This window comes from Micromonospora sp. S4605, from assembly GCF_003176715.1.
Taxonomy (GTDB): Bacteria; Actinomycetota; Actinomycetes; order Mycobacteriales; family Micromonosporaceae; genus Micromonospora; species Micromonospora echinaurantiaca.
In genome coordinates, this window is record NZ_QGSW01000084.1 from 1 (window position 1) to 20,268 (window position 20,268).

The 20,268-nt window shown below is 74.6% G+C and carries 18 protein-coding genes; 7 read left to right on the forward strand and 11 right to left on the reverse strand.

All coding sequences use genetic code 11. The features are described from left to right. Window positions 1–50: 50 nt before the first annotated feature. Window positions 51–743, reverse strand: a complete 693-nt coding sequence (locus DLJ47_RS05175; RefSeq protein WP_109898966.1) for a class I SAM-dependent methyltransferase — start codon at window positions 741–743, stop codon at window positions 51–53. Window positions 744–915: 172 nt separating this feature from the next. Between DLJ47_RS05175 and DLJ47_RS05180 the strand changes: the two genes are divergently transcribed. Continuing rightward, window positions 916–1,119, forward strand: a complete 204-nt coding sequence (locus tag DLJ47_RS05180) for a cold-shock protein (protein ID WP_109898952.1) — start codon at window positions 916–918, stop codon at window positions 1,117–1,119. Window positions 1,120–1,165: 46 nt separating this feature from the next. Here DLJ47_RS05180 and DLJ47_RS05185 read toward each other — a convergent pair whose 3' ends face one another. From DLJ47_RS05185 to DLJ47_RS05205, 5 genes are all read right to left on the reverse strand, one after another. Continuing rightward, complete coding sequence (locus tag DLJ47_RS05185; RefSeq protein WP_199235709.1) at window positions 1,166–2,458, reverse strand: MFS transporter; 1,293 nt, start codon at window positions 2,456–2,458, stop codon at window positions 1,166–1,168. Then, window positions 2,455–3,030: an ArsR/SmtB family transcription factor gene (locus DLJ47_RS05190; protein WP_109898953.1), complete on the reverse strand. Its 576-nt coding sequence runs from the start codon at window positions 3,028–3,030 to the stop codon at window positions 2,455–2,457. The genes DLJ47_RS05185 and DLJ47_RS05190 overlap by 4 nt, the downstream gene beginning before the upstream one ends. A 318-nt stretch (window positions 3,031–3,348) precedes the next feature. Next, window positions 3,349–4,233 carry a hypothetical protein gene (locus DLJ47_RS05195; RefSeq protein WP_109898954.1) on the reverse strand — a complete coding sequence of 295 codons (885 nt, stop codon included), beginning with the start codon at window positions 4,231–4,233 and terminating at the stop codon, window positions 3,349–3,351. 158 nt (window positions 4,234–4,391) lie between these two features. Continuing rightward, on the reverse strand, window positions 4,392–6,053 hold the full coding sequence (locus tag DLJ47_RS05200) for a CocE/NonD family hydrolase (RefSeq protein ID WP_109898955.1): 1,662 nt from the start codon (window positions 6,051–6,053) through the stop codon (window positions 4,392–4,394). Between the two features lie 5 nt (window positions 6,054–6,058). Continuing rightward, on the reverse strand, window positions 6,059–6,571 hold the full coding sequence (locus DLJ47_RS05205) for a MarR family winged helix-turn-helix transcriptional regulator (protein WP_109898956.1): 513 nt from the start codon (window positions 6,569–6,571) through the stop codon (window positions 6,059–6,061). Window positions 6,572–6,733: 162 nt separating this feature from the next. On the opposite strand from DLJ47_RS05205, the gene DLJ47_RS05210 reads away from it, so the two are divergent. Further along, entirely contained in the window at window positions 6,734–8,857 is a 2,124-nt protein-coding gene (locus DLJ47_RS05210) for an MMPL family transporter (RefSeq protein ID WP_109898957.1), read from the forward strand. Window positions 8,858–8,959: 102 nt separating this feature from the next. On the opposite strand, the gene DLJ47_RS05215 is transcribed toward DLJ47_RS05210, so the two are convergent. Together DLJ47_RS05215 and DLJ47_RS05220 are read right to left on the reverse strand one after the other, a co-directional pair. Next, entirely contained in the window at window positions 8,960–9,835 is an 876-nt protein-coding gene (locus DLJ47_RS05215) for a lytic transglycosylase domain-containing protein (protein ID WP_109898958.1), read from the reverse strand. 30 nt (window positions 9,836–9,865) lie between these two features. Next, window positions 9,866–11,269, reverse strand: coding sequence for a DedA family protein (locus tag DLJ47_RS05220; RefSeq protein ID WP_109898959.1), 1,404 nt, complete (start codon window positions 11,267–11,269; stop codon window positions 9,866–9,868). 136 nt (window positions 11,270–11,405) lie between these two features. Between DLJ47_RS05220 and typA the strand changes: the two genes are divergently transcribed. Next, window positions 11,406–13,274: a translational GTPase TypA gene (gene typA / locus DLJ47_RS05225; protein WP_088992874.1), complete on the forward strand. Its 1,869-nt coding sequence runs from the start codon at window positions 11,406–11,408 to the stop codon at window positions 13,272–13,274. Between the two features lie 129 nt (window positions 13,275–13,403). Here the strand turns inward: typA and DLJ47_RS05230 are convergent, their stop codons facing one another. Continuing rightward, window positions 13,404–14,069, reverse strand: coding sequence for a methyltransferase domain-containing protein (locus DLJ47_RS05230; protein WP_109898960.1), 666 nt, complete (start codon window positions 14,067–14,069; stop codon window positions 13,404–13,406). Between the two features lie 85 nt (window positions 14,070–14,154). On the opposite strand from DLJ47_RS05230, the gene DLJ47_RS05235 reads away from it, so the two are divergent. Both DLJ47_RS05235 and DLJ47_RS05240 read left to right on the forward strand, forming a co-directional pair. Next, window positions 14,155–15,027 carry a serine hydrolase gene (locus DLJ47_RS05235; protein ID WP_109898961.1) on the forward strand — a complete coding sequence of 291 codons (873 nt, stop codon included), beginning with the start codon at window positions 14,155–14,157 and terminating at the stop codon, window positions 15,025–15,027. 207 nt (window positions 15,028–15,234) lie between these two features. Further along, window positions 15,235–15,936 (forward strand): lysoplasmalogenase, encoded by a 702-nt coding sequence (locus DLJ47_RS05240; RefSeq protein ID WP_109898962.1) that lies wholly within the window; start codon window positions 15,235–15,237, stop codon window positions 15,934–15,936. Here the strand turns inward: DLJ47_RS05240 and DLJ47_RS05245 are convergent. Next, window positions 15,902–16,699, reverse strand: coding sequence for a tyrosine-protein phosphatase (locus DLJ47_RS05245; RefSeq protein ID WP_109898963.1), 798 nt, complete (start codon window positions 16,697–16,699; stop codon window positions 15,902–15,904). The genes DLJ47_RS05240 and DLJ47_RS05245 overlap by 35 nt on opposite strands. Window positions 16,700–16,823: 124 nt before the next feature. Between DLJ47_RS05245 and DLJ47_RS05250 the strand changes: the two genes are divergently transcribed. Next, window positions 16,824–17,921 carry a mandelate racemase/muconate lactonizing enzyme family protein gene (locus tag DLJ47_RS05250; protein ID WP_109898964.1) on the forward strand — a complete coding sequence of 366 codons (1,098 nt, stop codon included), beginning with the start codon at window positions 16,824–16,826 and terminating at the stop codon, window positions 17,919–17,921. A gap of 59 nt (window positions 17,922–17,980) precedes the next feature. Continuing rightward, window positions 17,981–18,898 (forward strand): C40 family peptidase, encoded by a 918-nt coding sequence (locus tag DLJ47_RS37605; RefSeq protein ID WP_109898965.1) that lies wholly within the window; start codon window positions 17,981–17,983, stop codon window positions 18,896–18,898. 94 nt (window positions 18,899–18,992) lie between these two features. Here the strand turns inward: DLJ47_RS37605 and DLJ47_RS05260 are convergent, their stop codons facing one another. Then, window positions 18,993–19,991, reverse strand: a complete 999-nt coding sequence (locus tag DLJ47_RS05260; protein WP_088992867.1) for a TerC family protein — start codon at window positions 19,989–19,991, stop codon at window positions 18,993–18,995. Window positions 19,992–20,268 lie beyond the last annotated feature (277 nt).

A 20,268-nucleotide genomic window follows, 5' to 3' on the forward strand; every position in this document is an offset into this window, starting at 1 on the left:
ACCCGCCCCTGAATCCCCCTCCGGGTGGTCCCTGAGTCGCGGCCCGGGCGTCAGCGGGGGCGCAGCACCTGCACCCGGCGCACCGGCGAGTCGACGCTGGGCTCGGTGGTCGGCACCGGATAATCGGCGACCACCGTCAGCCCTGCCGGCAGGTGACCCCGGCCGGGGTCGCCGACCAGCACGTCGGCGCCGGTGGCGGCGACCCGGTGCAGGAAGGCCCGCATCCGCGCGGCCAGCGGCGCGTCGTAGAACACGTCCCCGGCCACCAGCAGGTCCACTCCGGCGCCGTCGGTGTCGAGCAGGTCGCCACCGGTGGCCACGACGGTGACCCGGTTGGCCCGGGCGTTGACCGTGACCGCCGCGACCGCGTACGGGTCGATGTCGTTGGCGACCACCCGCCGGGCGCCGGCGAGCGCGGCGGCGATGGCCACCAGCCCGGAGCCGGCGGCCAGGTCGAGCACCCGGCGGCCGGCGGCCAGTTCGGGGTGGTCGAGCAGGTAGCGGGCGAGGGCCTGGCCACCGGCCCAGACCGACGCCCAGTACGGCGGCGGCAGGTGGCGCCCGGCGTGCGCCTCCATCCGGGCCCACCAGACGATCGCGTCCTCGGCCAGGTGCAGCCGCACCTCGGGCACGAACGGCGTACGCACCAGCCGGAGCCGGTCCAGCCCACCGCCGGGGGCGAGGATCTCCCGCTCCAGGTCGGTGAGGGCGGCGTTCGCGACTTCGGTCACCGGCGCAAGCATGCCGCAGCGGGCCGGCCGCCGGGCGGCTTTCACGATGCCGACCCGCGGAACTGCTCGCACCGCCTGCGGCACTTCGCCCGGCAGATCGGGGTTTGGCCGGTTACTGTCGGACAGGTACAGGGCGATCATCGGCCGACGGCCGGCGGTCGGCCGCTTCGAACAGGAGAGATGCATGGCAACCGGCACGGTTAAGTGGTTCAACTCGGAAAAGGGCTTCGGCTTCATCGAGCAGGACGGCGGGGGTCCGGACGTGTTCGTCCACTACTCGGCCATCGCGACGAGCGGTTACCGGGAGCTGAGCGAGGGCCAGAAGGTCGAGTTCGAGGTGGCCCAGGGGCAGAAGGGTCCACAGGCGGACAACGTCCGCCCGATGTGACCGATGCCGGTGGCGGCGGCCGGGGACCGGCCGCCGCCGCAGCGCGTCAGGATCTTCCGGGCGCGGTGGGCAGGTCCCGCCGCCGGCGCAGCGGCCCGACCAGCAGGATCAGCGGGGTGAGCGCCAGCCAGCCGGTCATCACCCCGAGCGCGGCGCGGGTGCCGAAGGCGGCCCCGAGCGCGCCGGCCGCCACCGCGGCGAGCGGGATCGTCCCGTAGTTGAGCAGCTGCATGCTGACCGTCACCCGGCCGAGCAGGTGGTGCGGCGGGTACGCCTGCCGGAAGCTGCTCTTGAGCACGTTGCCCACCGCCACTCCGAGGCTGACCAGCACCCCGCCGAGCGCCGGCCAGACCAACCCGGCCCCCGGCCCGGCGAGGGGGATCAGCAGCGCGGGCGGCCCGGTGAACGCCGCCGCGGCCAGCAGCGTCCGGGCCGTGCCGAGGCGGTGCCCGAGCCCGGTGGCCAGCACCGCGCCGACGATGCCGCCGAGACTCATCACCGCGACCAGCACGCCGACCGGGCCCGGCGCCACCCCCACCTCGCGGACCAGGAACACCACCAGCACGGCCTGGTAGCCGACCAGTCCGATGTTGCTGGCCGCGCCGAACAGTGTCAGCACCCGCAGATACGGGTCGCCGGCGACGAACCGGATCCCGGCGGCGATCTCCCGGCGCAACGACGACGTACGCCCGGCCGGCTCCGGCCGCGGCTCGACCCGCCGGATGCGCAGCAGGCAGACCGCGGAGACCAGGAAGCTCAGCGCGTCCAGCAGCAGCGCGGTGACCGCGCCGGCGAGTTGCGCCACCAGGCCGGCGATCCCTGGGCCCAACACGTAGCTGGCGGTGTGCGTGGCCTGGATCCGGGCGTTGCCGGCCGGCAGCTGTTCCGGGCGCAGCAGGACCGGCAGGTAGACCTGGTCGGCGGTCTCGAAGAAGACCCGGGACACGCCCCCACCGAGGGCCACCACCAGCAGCTGCCCGACGGTGAGCACCTCCAGCACGGCGGCGAGCGGCACGCTGAGAAACAGCAGCGCCGAGGCCACGTCGCAGGCGATCATCACGGGCCGCCGGCGCAGCCGGTCCACCCAGGCGCCCACCGGCAGGCCGATCAGCAGCCAGGGCAGCCAGGCCGCGGCGGTGAGCACCGCGACCGCGAAGGTGCTGGCGTCGAGCACGGTCACCGCGACCAGGGGCAGTGCCACCGCGGTGACGTTGCTGCCGAGGCTGCTGACCGTCTGGGCGGCCCAGAGCAGCCGGAAGTCGCGGTGCCCGCGCAGTCCCCCGGCCGGGCGGCTGCCGGCGTCCGTCCCGGCGGGCCGGGTGGCCGTCGCCGGGCTCACGGCCGGGCCGGGAAGCCGTGGGCGAACAGGAAGACCGGCTCGCGGCGGCGGCCGTCGTCGAGCGCCTTCCGCTCGGCCCAGCGGGCCAGCAGCTCGTTCAGCTCGCGGCTCAGCTCGGCGAGCTCGTCCGGGGTGAGGTGCAGCCAGCGGTCGGTGGAGAACGGTCCGTCACCCCAGGCCTCGTGCGCATCGTCGCCGGCGGCGTGCCAGGCCCGGGCCAGCGCGACGTGTCGGTCGAGGTTGAGCGAGGTGGCGGCGTCGGCCACCGCCCGGGTCGCCGGGTCGGCGTCGAAGTCGGCGCTCGACCATGCCACTGACCGGCTGACCAGGCGCCACCACCGCTCGCGGCGGTCGCGGGCCAGTTCCGGCGCCTCGGCGACCAGGTCGGCGGCAGCGAGCACCTTGAGGTGGTGGCTGACGTTGGCCGGGGCCTGTTCGGTGCGCTCGGCGAGCGCACCGACCGTCGACGGCCCGTGCACCTTCAGCACGTCCATCAGGCGTCGGCGCAGCGGGTGGGCGAGGGCGGCCAGGACCCGTGAATCGGTCACCTGGCGGACGTCGGGGTTCGGCATGCCGCCAGCCTGCCATTCGCAAGAGCCGTTTCGCAAGAATTATTGCGCAATCGCTCTTGCGAAGCTCGGCGGCCGAAGTGTCACCCCGCCGGCGGGAGCCATGCGGGAAGGACGTGATACCGCAGAGTCATCGTGATGACTCTGCGGTATCCGGTTCGCCGGGCAGCACCGGCGCGACCCGCGTCGCGCCCGCGACCCGCGTCGCGCCCGCGACCCGCGTCGCGCCCGCGACCCGCGCCGCGCCGGCAACCCGCGCCGGCACCCGCGACCCGCGCCGCACCGCCCGTCCAGCGCGCACCGCGACCCGCCGCGGCCGGCTCAGGAGGCCAGGCGACGGGCCAGTTCCTCGGCCACCTGGCGGGCCAGCGTGGGTGGGATCGCCGCGGCGATCTTCTCCGGGGTCAGCCCGGCCAGCACACCCGCGATGATCGCCGGTTCGTCGGTGACGTCCTTGCCGGCCAGTTGGCTCAGCGCCGTCTGCACCGCGCTGAGCTGCGCGCCGAGGCTCTGCAGGCTCGGGTGCGGCACCACGTAGCTGGTGTTGAGGTGGTCCTCCCCCATCGCCATCCGGGTGTAGATCTGCCCGACCGGGTTGCGGCCGTCCAGGACGGTCAGGTTGCGGTGGATGGTCTCCAGCCAGGCATGCTCCTGCGGGGTCATGTCGTCTCCCTCGATGAGGCCGATGGTGGTCAGGTAGCGGCGGAACAGCGGGGTCTGGTCCCGGCCCGCCTTGATCGCGTCGCGGAAGAAGCTGAAGTGGGTGTGCCACAGGTGGGAGTCGTCGCCGGTGCTGCGCCGGTTGAGCCGGTCCCACCGCCGGACGACCCGGCCGTCCGGGGAGTAGATGATCTCGCGGATGTCCCGGGTGTCCGGCGCGTTGGCGGCGCACTGGCCGACGCACCAGACGGAGAAGCTGTGCAGGTCGTGGGTGCGCCCGCCGGAGCGGACCTCGAACTGCCCCACGTCGAGCGCCGCGGCGTCCAGGGTCAGCCCGTTGCGGTCCCGGGGTGACTCCACCACCGAGTAGTCGCCGGCGACCACCCGGTCGGAGCCGCAGTGGTAACCGCCGCGGTGCGAGGCGTCGCCGACGATGCCGACCTCGGCCGGTTCGAGGTCCTGGCTCCGCACCCGGTCGGGATCGACGTTGAGATGGGCGAGCAGCAGGTTGCGCACGGTCAACAGGTTGGTGGGTGCGCGCGTCATGGGTCCCCCTCGTCGGGTCGGGGGCCGGGCACGACAGTGACGCCGCGTACGCGGCGAGGGGGCTGCACGCGCGCGCCCGGCCAACTGGTGCACAACGCCGGGCGTTGCCCAACGATAACTCGGTCGATGGACAAACGCCCAGTTCAGAGGGGGTCTGTTCAGCGTGGACGTAGCTGCGGAACAGAAGCCAGCACGGGCAGGACGATCGCCGACGGGTGCTCGGGATCGTGCAGGATCTCCCGACGACCCGCACGCAGCGTCACGGCGGTGCCGAGCGGCTCGCCGGTGCCGGGGTTGCGCGCGTACCGGGGGTGGGCACCGCCGGAGACCTGCACGCGCAACCGGTGCCCGGACGCGAACCGGTGCGCGGTGGGCCACAGCTCCACCGGCACCCGGACCACGCCGGCGGGGTCGGTCGGGTAGCGGCCCGGCTCGATGCGGACCAGTCCGTCGCAGACGTTCCAGGACCGGCCCCGCCGGTCCACGTCGCACAGTCGCACGAAGACGTCGAGGTAGGACAGTTCGCTGCGCACGTGCACCTCGGCGTGCACCGGGCCGGCCACCTCGACCGGGTCGGCGAGCGGCGCGCTGGTCCAGGTGAGCACGTCGGGACGGGCCTCGACCGGGCGGTTGTCGACCGGCCCGGCGCGCTGGGCGACCAGCAGCGGGCCGCCGAGCGAGGGGGTGGGATCGGCCGGGTCGTACCAGAACCCGTCGGGCGCGGACGGCGCCGCCGGCTCGGTGGCCAGCGCGCCGGCCGGGTGCAGGTGCCACCGGACGGGCGTGGCCGGCGGCGGCCAGTCCGGCAGGTCCCGCCAGCCGCCGCCGGCCCCGCCGACGTGCACCCGCACCGGCGCGGTCCGGGCCACCGGGCGGCCGGCGAGGTGCTCGTCGAGCCAGTCCAGCCCGTCGCGCAGGGCCGCCACGAACAGCCCCGGGCTGCCGTGCGTCCACGGCCCGACGGTCAGCCGGGGCGCGGCGCCGGCCGCGCGCAGGGCCGCGAAGTCGCGCAGTTGCGCCGGCAGAAAGATGTCGTGCCAGCCGCTGAGCATCGCCACCGGCGCGCGCACCTGGGCGATCCGGTCGTCGAAGACCCGGGTACGCCAGTAGTCGGCGGCCGGGGTGTGGTGGCGCAGCCACTCCTGGAAGAACGGCACCCGCACCCCGGTGGCGATCCGGTCCGCCTCGGCCAGCGGCAGGTGGGCCAGCGCGGCGGCCAGCCGGGGCTGCCCGCGTTTGAGTTCCCACTGCCGGGCCAGCCAGGGCACGGTCTGCGCCTGCAGCAGCTCCGCCCAGGTGAGCACGGTGTCCAGCGCGAACGAGTCCCCGGCGTAGGTGGAGTCGCGGGTGGCCGAGGCGGTCACCACGGCGACCATCGCCCGCAGGTCGTCACCCGCGTCGGCGGCCAGGGCCCACTGCACGAACCCCTGGTAGCTGGCGCCGAACATGCCGAACGCCCCGGTCCACCACCGCTGGCGGCGCAGCCAGTCCACGGTGTCCAGTCCGTCGTCGCGTTCGTGCACCAACGGCTCGAACACCCCGCCCGAGCCGTACGTGCCGCGGCAGGACTGGATCACCACGTGGAAGCCCCGTTCGGCGGCGAGGCGGCCGAGCAGCCGCATCGGCCCGCCCCGCCCGTACGGGGTGCGGATCAGCACCGCCGGCGCGCCGGGCAGGTCGGGGGCGTAGTGGTCCGTGCGCAGCAGCACCCCGTCGCGGACCCGTACCGGGATGTCGCGGGTGAGGGTGACCCGCCGGGTACGCGCGGCGGGCAACCGCAGCACCGCGGTGGCGACCCGGGTGGCCAGCCGGTCCAGCACCGCGGTCAGCCCGGGCGGCGGGCCGGGGTGGGGCGGGCCGAGCGGACGGTGTCGCGGTGTTCGCGCATCGAGGCGCTCATCGCCGACATGAACCGGTGCACCACCGCCAGTTCGTCGTCGGTGAACCCGGACATCACCTCGTCGGTACGCCGACCCAGCGGCCGGAAGAAGTCCATCGCCAGCTCGGCGCCCCGGTCGGCGTAGTGCAGGAAGACCTTCCGCCGGTCGGCGGTGTCGCGGTCGCGGCGGATGTGCCCGGCCCGTTCCAGCCGGTCGATCAGGGCGGTGACCGACCCGGAGGAGAGGTTGAGCTGCTCGCCGAGGCGGCCCGGGGTGATCGGCTGGTCGGCCAGCTCGGCGTCCATCACCGCGATCAGCGCCTGCAGATCGGTGGCGTTGAGCCCGTGCAGGTTGGCGAAGGCGTGCCCGATGTGCTGGGCGTCGCTGGAGTAGCGGCGCAGCTCCGCGCCGATCTCCGCGACCAGCCGCTCGCGGCGCGTCTCCCGCCGCCGATACATGCCGTGCGTCGCCACGTCCGCCTTCCCTGCCCCCGTCGGTGTCGAGTTGCAGCATAACTCAGCGGTCGATAATCTCGGTTGTCAAGATACTTGGCAGCCGGGAGAAGGTGCCGCCGCGTCGGCGGCCGCCGCCCGCCGGCCGCAGACCGGGAGGCGCCCCCCATGTCCCTGTTCACCCGCGTCGCCCGTGGCCGGCTGGCCGCGTGGCTCACCGTGGTCGCCGCGATCGTCGTCGGCGCCGCCGTCTTCGGGCTGCCCAAGCCCGACAACCCGGAGCCCGTCTCGGCCACCGGCCTGTCCGTGCAGTGGCAGTCGACCCAGGTCGAACGGCTCCAGGACCAGTTGCCCTCCCGCGACGTGCAGCCGGCGATCGTGGTCACCAGCCGCGCCGACGGCGGCCCGCTCACCGAGGCCGACCGCGCGGCGATCGGCGGCCAGGCCGGCGAGCTGGGCCGGTTCGCCGCCGGCGGTCGGATCAGCCCACCGCAGGTCTCCCCGGACGGCACGGTCGCCCTGGTCGTCGTACCGCTGTCGACCGCCGGCGGGCAGGAGGAGGTCGCCGACCGGGTCGACCAGCTCCGCGCCGCCCTGGACGGCGCGCCCGAAGCGCTCACCGTCTCGGTGACCGGCGGACCCGCCTTCACCACCGACCTGACCAAGGTCTTCGACGGCGCGGACACCACGCTGCTCGCCGTCACCGCCACCGTGGTCGCGCTGCTGCTGCTGATCACCTACCGCAGCCCGTTCCTGTGGATCGTGCCGCTCGTCGTGGTCGCCGCCACCGAGCAGCTCACCCTGCGCGCCCTGGACACCATCGTCCCGGCGGTCGGCATCAACCTGCCCGGCGGGGCCGTCACCGGCATCGCCGGCGTCCTCGTCTTCGGCGCGGCCACCGACTACGCGCTGCTGCTCATCGCCCGCTACCGGGAGGAACTGTGGCGCGAGCAGGACCGGTTCGTCGCGATGCGCGCCGCCCTACGCCGCACCGCCGAGCCCATCCTCGCCAGCGGCTTCACCGTCGTGCTCGGCGTGCTCACCCTCCTGCTGTCCGAACAGGAGCTCAACCGGGCCCTCGCGGTGGCCTGCGCCACCGGCGTCGTCCTCGCCATGGCCTCGGCGCTGTTCGTCCTCCCCGCCGCGCTGGTGATCTTCGGCCGCGGCCTGTTCTGGCCGTTCGTGCCCCGGGTCGGCGGCGCGGTCCGGGAGGGCCGGCTGTGGGGCCGGCTCGGCGCCGCCGTCGAACGCCGCCCCGCGCCGGTCGCGGCGCTCGCCGTGCTGCTGCTCGCCGCGCTCTCCCTCGGCGGGCTCGGCATCCGCACCGGCCTGTCGGAGACCGAGCAGTTCCGGGTCAAGCCCGAGGCGGTCACCGGCGCCGAGACCCTCGCCCGGGCCTTCCCCGCCGGCACCACCCAGCCGGTCGCCGTGCTCACCGCACCCGCGGCGGTGCCCGCCGTCACCCAGGCCGCCGCGGCCGTGCCGGGCGTCGCGTCCGCGCGCCCCGGCGAGGCGGGCGCCGAGGTGGCCCAGGTCGACGTGGTGCTCGACGCCGAGCCGGGCACGGCCAACTCCGACCGGACGATCGAGGCGCTGCGCGACGCGGTCGCCGCGGTGCCCGGCTCCGCCCCGCCCGCCGTCGACGGCGCCGACCCCTTCACCGGGGCGGTGGTCGGCGGCACGGTCGCCGCCACCTACGACTCCGACGCCGCCAACGGCAAGGACCTGCGGCTGATCCTGCCGATCATCCTGCTGCTCGTCGGCGCCGTGCTCGTGCTGCTGCTGCGCGGCCTGCTCGCTCCGGTGCTGCTGGTGCTCACCGTCATCGCGTCGTTCTTCGCCAGCCTGGGCGCGGCGTGGCTGCTCTTCGACCACCTGCTCGGGTTCCCGGCGCTGGACAGCCAGGTGCTGCTGCTGGCCTTCGTGTTCCTGGTGGCGCTCGGGGTGGACTACAACATCTTCCTGGTCACCCGGGCCCGCGAGGACGCCCGCGCCGCCGGCACCCGCGCCGGCATGCGCTCCGCGCTGCGGGTCACCGGCGGGGTGATCACCAGCGCCGGGGTGCTGCTCGCCGCGGTCTTCGCCGTGCTGGGCGTGCTGCCGCTGATCCTGCTCACCCAGATCGGGATCATCGTCTGCATCGGCGTCCTGCTCGACACCCTGCTGGTCCGTACGGTGCTGGTGCCGGCGCTGGCGTTCCTGCTCGGCGACCGGTTCTGGTGGCCGGGCCGGATCAAGCGGGCCGAGCCCGCCCCGCCGCACCCCGAGCCGGTCGCCGCCGCCCGGCGGTGACCGGCGCGCTGGCGAGTCTCCCTCGCGTGAGCCGCAGCGGGGTCCGGTCTTCCCGGCCCCGCCGCCCCGGCGGCCGACGGTGGTTCCGGGCCCCGCTTCGGCTCAGTAGTCGAGGCAGACGCACTCGGTCATCAGCGCCCGGACGTTGCGCACGTAGCCCGGGTTGGGGATCGCCAGCGGCCGGCCCTCCACCGCGACCGCGCCGTGGCCGTAGTTGTAGGCCGCGATGACCGCGTGGAGCAGGCAGGAGTCCAGTTCGGCGGTGCACAGGCCGGCGTCGAGGCGGTAGTCCGCCTCGAAGTACATGTCGCCGATGTACTTGGTCAGCCAGGCCAGGTAGTTGGCCCCGAGGTAGGCGTTGTCGCGGTAGTCGCGCACGTCGTAGCTCTGCCCGAACCGCTGGTTCATCCAGTCCGCGGTGGCCGGCATCACCTGCATCAGCCCGATGCCGCCGTCGCACGCGACGATGTTGGACTGCCAGCCGCTCTCCTGCCAGGCAGTGGCCTTGACCAGGTTGAGCGGGATCTTGATGCTCGGGGCGGAGGTCGGCCAGTAGGTCTTCCCGGCCGCGTCGGTCAGCGCCGCCTTCGCCTCGGCCCGGCTCGCCTGGCTGCCCTGGTAGCTGGGCTCGCAGCCGCTCGACGGCGGCTTCGGCGGCGCCGGCGGCACCTTCGTCTCGGTGGGCGGCTTGGCCACCGGGCGGGGCCGGGGCGCCCGGGTGGGCGTACGGCTCGGGGAGGCGCTCGGCGACGTGGCGCGGGTGGGCGCCGCGCCCAGCGCCTCGACCGCGCTCGGCTGCGCCGACGGTTCCCCCTCGGGCCGGCCGTCGAGCGGGTCAGCCGGCAGCGCGGTGGGCGCGGCCACCGGCGCGGTCAGGTCACCCGACCCGGCCCGCTGCCCGGCGCAGCCGGCCGACGTACCGGCCAGCAGCATCCCGACCAGCAGCACCGCGACCAACCGGTCCGTGCGTCGACGCATCTCGACACCTCCCCCGTGTCGTGGCGCACCCTAACAGGGCTGAACCGGCCGGCGGGGCCCCGACGACACCTCCTCCGCCCCGTCCACCGGCGGCCCGGCGGTGCCCACCGCCCGGTCCCGGGTGGCCCAGGCCACCATGAACACGGTCGTCCAGGCGACCCCGAGCAGCACCGAGCCGGCGGTGCCGCTGGCGGTGCTGAACCCCAGGTAGAGGCGGGCGCCGCCGAGGCCCACCACCCCGGCCGCGGCGGCCGTCCAGGCGGCCACCGCCACCGGCCAGCGGGCGTGCCGGGACACCAGCCAGGCGAGGGTGCACAGGCTCGCCGTCACCACCGCGGTCTGCGTCGGGAAGACGACAGCTCCGCCGCCGGGACCGGTGAGGTCGGTCACCACGGCCAGCACCACCAGCGGCATGAACGCGCCGGCCGTGCCGACCACGCTGAGCAGGTCGGCGTGCCAGGGCCGGTGCCGCCAGGCCAGGACCGCGGCCAGCACCGCCACCACCACGATCAGGACCGAGCCGCGCAGCACCGACACCACCGCGAGGGTGGCGTCGACCGTCCCGGGGGTACGCCGGTCGGCGAACCAGCCGGCGATCGCCCCGTTGACGACGGCCAGCCCGCTGTGCCGCACCACCGCGCCGAGCAGCCAGGCCATGGCCAGCCCGGCGACGAAGAGCAGCAGCAGGCCGGCGGCCAGGTTGATCAGCAGCGTCCAGGCCGGCCCGATCCGCATGGCGAGCAGGAAGAACAGGATGCCGTACCGGGCGCTGAGCCAGCGCACCGGCGGCAGCCCGGCGGCCCGGGACAGCAGCGCCCGGGCCGGGTCCGGGTTGCGCCCCAGCCACCGCCCGCCCAGCACCACCGCGACCAGCGCGGCCAGCAGCACCAGCACCGCGCCGGTGGCCCGGCCGAGCAGCCGGGAGACCGTCTCGTACGACTCGCCGGCCAGGTAGCCGACCAGCACCGACCCGCCCACCCAGCTGGCCACCCCGGCCGCGTTCCACGGCGCGAACCGCCGGTACGGCATGCCCGCCGCGCCGGCCAGCCGGGGCACCAGGGTCCGGGCGAAGGCCACCCAGCGGGCGGTGAACACCCCCCGCCCGCCGAGCCGGCCGAGCATCGTCTCCGCCCGCCGCCACCGGTGCGGCCCGACCCGGGCGCCGAGCCGGCTGGCGCGCAGCCGCGACCCGTACCGCCGGCCGGCGCGGAACGCGAGTGTGTCGCCGATCACGGCGGCGCCCACCATCACCAGCAGCGCCGGGGCGAGCCGTAACGTCCCCGCGTACGCTAGGAAGCCGACCAGCAGCAGCGTCGCCTCGCCCGGCACCAGCAGCCCGAAGATCACGGCGGTCTCCGCCGCGACGATCAGCGCGGCGACCAGGTAGATCAGCAGGGCCGGCAGGCCCTGCAGAGACGTCAGCAGGTCGTGCACTCGGCCCCCATGAACACGAGGGTCAGCATGCCAGCCGTCGCAACGGCTGGGACAGCAGTTTCGCCACAGACCGGGGCCATCTGGGGGTTGACCCCGACCCGACCCCGGCAACCGCAGACAGGAGAGTATGGAGGGTATGCAGCTTCGCACCGACCTCCGCAACGTCGCCATCATCGCCCACGTCGACCACGGCAAGACGACCCTGGTCGACGCCATGTTGCGGCAGGCCGGCGCGTTCAGCGCCCGGGCCGAGATGGCCGACCGGGTGATGGACTCCATGGACCTGGAACGGGAAAAGGGCATCACCATCCTGGCCAAGAACACCGGTGTGCGCTACCTGCCGGCCGACGGCTCGGACCCGGTCACCATCAACATCATCGACACCCCCGGCCACGCCGACTTCGGCGGCGAGGTGGAGCGCGGCCTGACCATGGTCGACGGGGTGGTGCTGCTGGTCGACGCCAGCGAGGGCCCGCTGCCGCAGACCCGGTTCGTGCTGCGCAAGGCGCTCAAGGCCCGCCTGCCGATCATCCTGGTGATCAACAAGGTGGACCGGCCGGACGCCCGGATCAAGGAGGTCGTGGACGACACCTACGAGCTCTTCCTCGACCTGGACGCCGACGAGGAGCAGATCGACTTCCCGATCGTCTACGCCTGCGCCCGCGACGGCATCGCCTCGCTGACCCAGCCCGCCGACGGCGCGGTGCCCGACGACAGCCACAACCTCGAACCGCTGTTCCGCACCCTGCTGGACACCATCCCGCCGCCCGCGTACGAGCAGGACGCGCCGCTGCAGGCGCACGTCACCAACCTCGACGCCTCCCCGTTCCTCGGCCGGCTCGCGCTGTGCCGGGTGCGCCAGGGCACCATCAGCAAGGGCCAGACCGTTGCCTGGTGCCGCACCGACGGCAGCACCCAGCGGGTGCGCATCTCCGAACTGCTGATGACCGAGGGCCTGGAGCGCAAGCCGGCCGACTCGGCCGGGCCGGGCGACATCATCGCCGTCGCCGGCATCCCCGAGATCATGATCGGTGAGACCCTCGCGGACGCGGAGAACCCGCAGCCGCTGCCGCTGATCACCGTCGACGAGCCGGCCATCTCGATGACCATCGGCACCAACACCTCGCCGCTGGTCGGCCGGGTCAAGGGCGCCAAGGTCACCGCCCGGATGGTCAAGGACCGCCTCGACAAGGAACTCGTCGGCAACGTGTCGCTGCGGGTGCTGCCCACCGAGCGTCCGGACGCCTGGGAGGTGCAGGGCCGCGGCGAGCTGGCGCTGGCCATCCTGGTCGAGCAGATGCGCCGCGAGTCCTACGAGCTGACCGTCGGCAAGCCGCAGGTCGTCACCAAGGAGATCGACGGCAAGACCTGCGAGCCGGTCGAGCGGCTGACCATCGACGCCCCCGAGGAGTACCTGGGCGCGATCACCCAGCTGCTGGCCAGCCGCAAGGGCCGGATGGAGCAGCTGGTCAACCACGGCACCGGCTGGATCCGGATGGAGTGGCTGGTGCCCGCCCGCGGGCTGATCGGTTTCCGCACCGAGTTCCTCACCGAGACCCGCGGCACCGGCATCCTGCACCACGTCTTCGAGTCCTACGAGCCGTGGTTCGGCGAGCTGCGCACCCGCAACAACGGCTCGCTGGTCGCCGACCGGTCCGGCGCGGTCACCGCCTTCGCGATGACCAACCTGCAGGAGCGCGGCCAGCTCTTCGTCGAGCCGGGCACCGAGGTGTACGAGGGCATGATCGTCGGGGAGAACTCCCGCTCCGACGACATGGACGTCAACATCACCAAGGAGAAGAAGCTCACCAACATGCGCTCGTCCACGGCCGACGAGACCGAGAAGCTGATCCCGCCGCGCAAGCTGTCGCTGGAGCAGGCCCTCGAGTTCTGCCGCGAGGACGAGTGCGTCGAGGTGACCCCGGCCGCGGTCCGCATCCGCAAGGTGGTGCTCGACCAGACCGCCCGCGCCCGGGCCGCCGCCCGCCGCAAGCACGCCGGCTGACCGCAGCCGCACCCGACCCGGGGCCGGTCCGCCACGCGCGGGCCGGCCCCGCCGTCGTCGGCCCCTAGCCGGGCCGGCCCCGGCGTCATCGCCGCTCGGCCTGACGGGCCCCGGCGTCGTCGGCGCCCGTCAGGCCGGCTTCACCGCGGCCAGGCCGAACACGTCCGGCACCGGACCCGAGCCGGACTCCACCACCCGGGTCACCGCCAGACCGGCCTCGGTCACGGCGTTGAGCAGGTCGGCCAGCGGCACGTGCCAGGCGCCGACCCGGGCCCGCACCCCGTGCGGCGCCCACGCCCGGAAGCTGCGCTCACGCTCCGCGTACCCGCCGTCGATGAGGATCCGGGCCGGGTCGGAACGGTCGGCGAAGGCCCCCACGAAGCACGGGTGCACGCCCAGGTGCACGAAGCGGCCACCGGGCGACAGCACCCGGGCCACCTCGGCGACCACCGCCGCGTAGTCGGGCACGTCGGTGTGCGCGAGCACACACACCGCCGCCGGCACCGCCGCGTCGGCGACCGGCAGCGCCGCGGCGTCGGCCACCGCCACCGGCAGCCGGCCCCGGGCGTGGCGCAGCTGGCCGGTCGACAGGTCGACGCCGACCGGGTCCCAGCCCAACCGGCGCAGCTCCGCCGCGTGCACCCCGGTGCCGCAGCAGACGTCCAGCAAGCGGCCGGGGCCGGTGCCCAACAGCTCGCCGAGGCGCTGCCGGACCCGGGACATGTAGTCGGCGGACGTGTCGGTGACGTAGTCCTCGTACCAGTCGGCGTAGGCGTCGTATGCGGCGACCGTCATCCCCGCACCCTAGACACCGCCCGGCCGGCCCGCCGCCCCACGACCGCCGCCGGCACCCGCTGGATGATCGGCTACGGTCACCGGCATGACCTGGGATGACCTCGACGCCCGGCTGGACCGGGTGCCCGGCACCGTCTCGGCGTACGCCGGCCGGCTCGACGCGGCCCCGACCTGGACCCGGCTGCCCGACGCCACCCACTACGCGGCCAGCACCATGAAGGTCGGCGTGCTCGCCGCCCTGCACCGGGCCGCCGAGGCCGGCACCCTCGACCTGGACGCCCCGGTCCCGGTGCGCAACTCGTTCGACTCGGCGCTGCCGGGCGCCCCCCGCTTCGCCTGCGCGCAGCACTACGACAACGACGACGCCGTCTGGGAGCGGGTCGGCGGCACCGCCACCCTGCGCTGGCTCGCCCACCGGATGATCGTGCGCTCCAGCAACCTCGCCACCAACCTGGTCATCGGCCACGTCGGCTTGCCCGCCGTGGCCGAGGTCTGGGCGCTCGCCGGGGCCCGGCACGCCGTCACCGGCCGCGGCATCGAGGACTTCGCCGCCCGCGACGCCGGCGTCACCAACCTGGTCACCGCCGCCGACCTGGCCGCGCTGCTCGCCGCGCTGGCCACCGGCGCCACCCGGCCCGGCCCGCTGGCCTCCCCCGGCGGCTGCGCCGCCATGCTCGACGTGCTCTTCGCTCAGGAACACCGCGAGGACCTCGCCGCCGGGCTGCCCCCGGGCACCCGGATCGCGCACAAGAACGGCTGGGTCCGTGGGGTGCGCCACGGCGCGGGCGTGGTCTTCCCCGCCGACGCGCCCCCGTACGCGGTGGTCGTCTGCACCACCACCGACCTCGCCGACGGCGGCCCCAGCGGCGTGGAGGCCGAGGACGACGCCTGCCGGCTGATCGCCGACGTCTCCGCGGCCGTCTGGGCCGCCCGCCACGACCTGCGCACCGACGGATAGCCGGCCCGCCCCACCGGGCGGCTCCGCCGGCGGCGGACGAAAGGGTGCGTCATCAGGCCGTGCCCCCTCGCCCGCGTCTGGTCCCGGCCGCCGGCGCCCGACCGCCGCCCTTCGGGACGGACAGCCACCGGGCGAGCGCGCACCGGCCGATGGCCTCCGGCCCCCGCACCGCCTACGCTGCTGGCCACCGCCCCGGAGGAGCCGCCGATGCCCAGCAGCCGCACCATCCTGACCGCCTTCGTCGTGGCGACGGCGGCGAACCTGCTCGCCAACGCCACCGGCAGCGACCTCGGCGTGCTGCTCAGCAAGCCGCTGCTGATGCCGCTGCTGGCCGCGTACCTCTGGCGGGCCGCCGCGGACCGCGGCGTGCCGGCGACCCGGCTGGTCCTCGCCGCGCTGGCCTTCTCCACCGGCGGCGACGTCGCGCTGCTCGGCGACGGCACCGCCGCCTTCCTCACCGGCATGGCGCTCTTCCTCGCCGCGCACCTCTGCTACATCGCGGCCTTCACCCGCGGCGGCGCGGCGGCCGCGCTGCTCCGCCCGCCGCTGGTCGCCGTCGGCGTGGCCTACGCGGTGCTGACCGTCGCCGCGCTGGCCTGGATGTGGGGCGGGCTCACCGACGCCGGGCTGGCGGTGCCGGTGGCCGGCTACGCGGTCGCCCTGGCCACCATGGCCGCCACCGCCGCGGCGCACGGCTGGCGGGTCGGCCTCGGCGGCGCCCTCTTCCTCGTTTCCGACCTGCTCATCGCGACCGGCGTGGCCGAGGTGGCCACCCTGCCCGGCCCGCCGATCTGGGTGATGGCGACCTACGCCGCCGGGCAGGCCCTGATCGTCACCGGCTGGGCCGCCCGCGGCACGCCGCACCCGGCGCCGCTCACTCCAGCAGGTGCGCCCGCAGCGACTCGATGACCTCGTCGGTCAACCCGAGCCCGTCGCGCAGGTACGCCCCGAACGAGCCGTGCACCCGGCGCACCTCCCCGTACGCCGCGTCCAGGTACTCGGGGCGCACCTCCAGCACCGGCCGCACCGCCGCCTCGTCCAGCGCCGGCTGCCGCTGCCGCATCGCCTCCAGGATCACCTCCCGCAGGCTCGCGGTCAGCGGGTTGTTCGCCAGGTACTCGGCCCGGATCACCGCCTCGTCCACGCCGAGCGCGTGCAGCAGCACCACGGTCAGCCAGCCGGTGCGGTCCTTCCCCGCCGAACAGTGGTATAGCAACGGCAGGTTCTCCGGCCGGGCCGCCGCCCGCACCGCCTCGGCGAACCTGGCCCGGGCCACCGCCCCGCTGACGAACCAGCGGTAGATGGCGGCCATCGCCGCCGGCGTGCCCTGCCGGGCCAGTTCCGCGTACGCGGCCAGGTCGTGGCCGAGCAGCACCGCCGAGACGTACGTGAAGACCGGGTGCTCCGCGTCGTGCACCGGCAGGTGCAGCACCCGCGGCTCGCCGGGCAGCCGGTCCGGCGGGGCGACCGCCTGCTCCGAGTGGTCCCGCAGGTCGATCACGCAGGCCGGGCCGAGCTTGGCCAGCACCGGCAGGTCCTCGTCGGTGAGCCGGCCCAGCGCCGGGGTGCGGATCAGCACCCCGGGCCGCACCCGCCGGCCGCCCGCGCCGACCATACCGCCGAGGTCACGCGCGTTGGGCGCGCCCACCAGTGCCCAGTCCCGTTCCTTCACGCCGCCGCCCCGTTCCGCTCGACGCCGGCGCGCGCCGTCGCCCCACCGCGTCCACGATCCGCTCGGTGACCCTCGCTCATCCGGCCTCCCCTGTCGCCACCCATCCGGATATAGGGTGCCGCACATGACGATCGCCGCGGTACGCACCCACCGGCTCAGCGCCCCCTTGCACACCCCGTTCGTCACCGCGCTGCGCCGCACCACCACCGTGGAGACCCTGGTCGTCGAGCTGGTCGATGGCGACGGCCGCTCCGGGTTCGGCGAGGCGCCGCAGGTCTGGCAGGTCACCGGCGCCTCGGTCGCCGGCGCCGAGGCGTGCGTACGGGACCTGCTCGGGCCGATGCTCACCGGCCGGGACCCGGACGACCTGGTGGCCCGCTGCGCCGAGGTGCAACGGGCGGTGGCCGGCAACGAGGCCGCCAAGGCCGCCGTCGACGTGGCCCTGCACGACCTGGCCGCCCGGCGGCTCGGCGTACCGCTGGTGCGGCTGCTGGGCGGCACCAGCCTGCGGGTGCCCACGGACGTCACCCTCGCCGCCGGCGACGCGGTGGACCTGGCGGCCGCGTCCCGGCAGCGCACGGCCGAGGGGTTCGGGGTGCTCAAGCTCAAGGTGGGCACCGACGCCGCCGGCGACCTGGAGCGGGTCCGGGCGGTACGCGCCGCCGTCGGCAACGGGGTACGCATCCGGCTGGACGCCAACCAGGGCTGGACGCCCCGCGAGGCGGTCCGGGTGATCCGCGGCATCGAGGACGCCGGCCTCGACGTGGAACTGGTCGAACAGCCGGTGCCCCGGTGGGACCTGGACGGGCTGGCCTGGGTCAGCGACCGGGTGCAGGTGCCGATCCTCGCCGACGAGGCGGTCTTCGGCGTACGCGACCTGGTGGAAGTGATCCGCCGCCGCGCGGCCGACATGGTCAACGTCAAGCTCGCCAAGTGCGGCGGCCTGCACCCGGCCCGGACCCTGCTCGACCTGGCCGCCGCGCACGGCCTCGGCACGATCGTCGGGTCCATGATGGAGAGCCAGGTCGGCATCGGGGCCGCGGCGAGCCTGGTCGCCGCCTACCGCACCACCGCCGTCTCCGACCTGGACGCCGCCTGGTGGCTGGCCTGGTCACCGGTGCGCGACGGGATCCGGTACGACGGCGCCACGGTGGTGCTGCCGGACGCGCCGGGCCTCGGAATCAGCACCGTCACTGAAGCAAAAGTGCAATCCCGTAGTTGATGACCGTTGGAATCTTTCATAGGGTCGCGGTGACAGGCGGCGCGAGGTGGGGGTGGACCGTGGAGCTGCAACCGGGCCGCGAGGCCGTGGTCCGGGTCGCGGTCGCGACCCTGTGGACCTCCCCCGAGGCGGTACGCCCCGTCGACCGGCCCGCCCTCGCCGCGCGCACCGACATCCCGGCCTGGATCTCCGGCATGAACACCGACCAGCAGGTCGGCGACTGCGTGCTGAGCCAACTGCTGCTCGGCGAGCGGGTGCTGGTCACCGAACTGCGCCCGGACGGCTGGGCGCACGTGGTCGCGGTGCAGCAGCCGGCGGCCAAGCTCGACCCGCGCGGCTACCCCGGCTGGCTGCCGGCCGACCAACTCGCCCCGGCCACCGCGCCGGCCGACGTCGACCCGCTGGTGGTCGACGCCACGGTCACCGCGCTGCGCGCCACCCCGGGCGGCGAGGTGCTCCTCCCCGACGTCATCCTCGGCACCCGGCTGACGCCGGCCGGGCCACCCGTCGACGGCTGGCGCCCGGTGCACGCCCCCGGCCACTCCCGCCCGCTCTGGCTGCCGGCCGCACACGCGGTCCCGGTGCCCACCACGCCGCCGACCGCCGGCGACGTGCTCGCCGTCGCCGCCCGGCTGCTCGACGTCGTCTACATCTGGGGCGGCGTGTCGGCGTACGGCATCGACTGCTCCGGCCTGGTGCACCTGGCCTGGCGGCGATTCGGCGTGGTGCTGCCCCGCGACGCCGACGACCAGGCCCAGGCGACCACCCCGGTCCCGCTCGGCGCGGAGCGCCCCGGCGACCTCTACTTCTTCGCCCGCCCCGGCCGCAAGATCCACCACATCGGCATCGTCACCGCCACGCCGCGCCCCGGCGACGACCGCCGCATGCTGCACGCCTGCTACCTGCGGCGACGGGTGCTGGAGGAGCGACTGCCCGCCGACCGCACCGCCACCCTGGTCGGCGCCCACCGGGTCTGACCCGCCCCGTACGCCCGAGGGGCGCTCCCTCCTGGGAGCGCCCCTCGTTCACGTCTCGGCCGCGCCACGGCGGCGCGCGGTCAGCGGCGCGCGGTCAGCGGCGCGCCTCGGCCAGCATCCGGCGCCGGTCCCGGGACGACTTCACCAGGCTGGCGATCGTCGCCACCAGCAGGGTGCCGAGGATGACCGTGAGGGAGAGCCAGATCGGGATGTGCGGGGCCCAGCCCACGTGCTCGCCGTTGTTGATGAACGGCAGGTTGTTGTCGGCCAGCGCCTCCAGCACGAGCTTGACGCCGATGAAGCCGAGCACCACGGCCAGCCCGTAGCTGAGGTAGATCAGCCGGTCCAGCAGGCCGCCGAGCAGGAAGTAGAGCTGCCGCAGCCCCATCAGCGCGAACACGTTCGCGGTGAAGACCAGGTACGGCTCCTGGGTGATGCCGAAGATGGCCGGGATCGAGTCGAGCGCGAAGATCAGGTCGGTGGTGCCGATCGCGATCATGACGATCAGCATCGGGGTGAACAGCCGGCGGCCATTCTCGTGCGTGGTGAGCTTCGCGCCGTCGTAGTCCTTGGAGATCGGCAGCGCCTTGCGGCTCCAGCGGATCAGCACGTTCTCGGTGAACTCGTCCTCGTCCGGCTCACCCTGGCGGGCCAGGTTGACCGCCGTGTAGATGAGGAACGCGCCGAAGATGTAGAAGACCCAGGAGAACTGGGAGATCAGCGCGGCGCCGGCGGCGATGAACCCACCGCGCATGACCAGCGCCAGCACGATGCCGATGAGCAGCACCTTCTGCTGGTACTGCCGGGGCACCGCGAAGCGGGCCATGATGATCACGAAGACGAAGAGGTTGTCCACCGAGAGGCTGTACTCGGTGAGCCAGCCGGTGTAGAACTGCCCGGCCGCGCTCGGGCCGGAGGCGAGCCACACCCCGGCGCCGAAGACCAGGGCCAGGGCGACGTAGAAGCCCACCCACAGGCTGGATTCCCGCACGCTCGGCTCGTGCGGCCGCCGGCCGATGATCAGCAGGTCGACGAGCAGGATCGCGGTCAGTGCGACGAGGGTTCCCGCCCACACCAGTCCGGACACGTCCAACGTTCATTCCTCCGGCAGACACGCAACGTCCGGCACACCGTACGCCCCACAGGGGCGCGGCGTGCCGGTGACGCTGACTCTGGTGACTGTCGGAGGTCTCTTCCGTCACCGTCCCGGGAGCGGGGCGGCGACCGACGGGGCCGGGTCGCGCCACCGGGGGGCCGGCGTTCGACCGTGCTGACGACTCCGTCGCGGGGGGAATACTCCCCTCCTCAAGCATCATTCTTCACCACTGCGACCAGTGACCGCACCCTGGGCGCTCGGTGTCCTCGCCTAA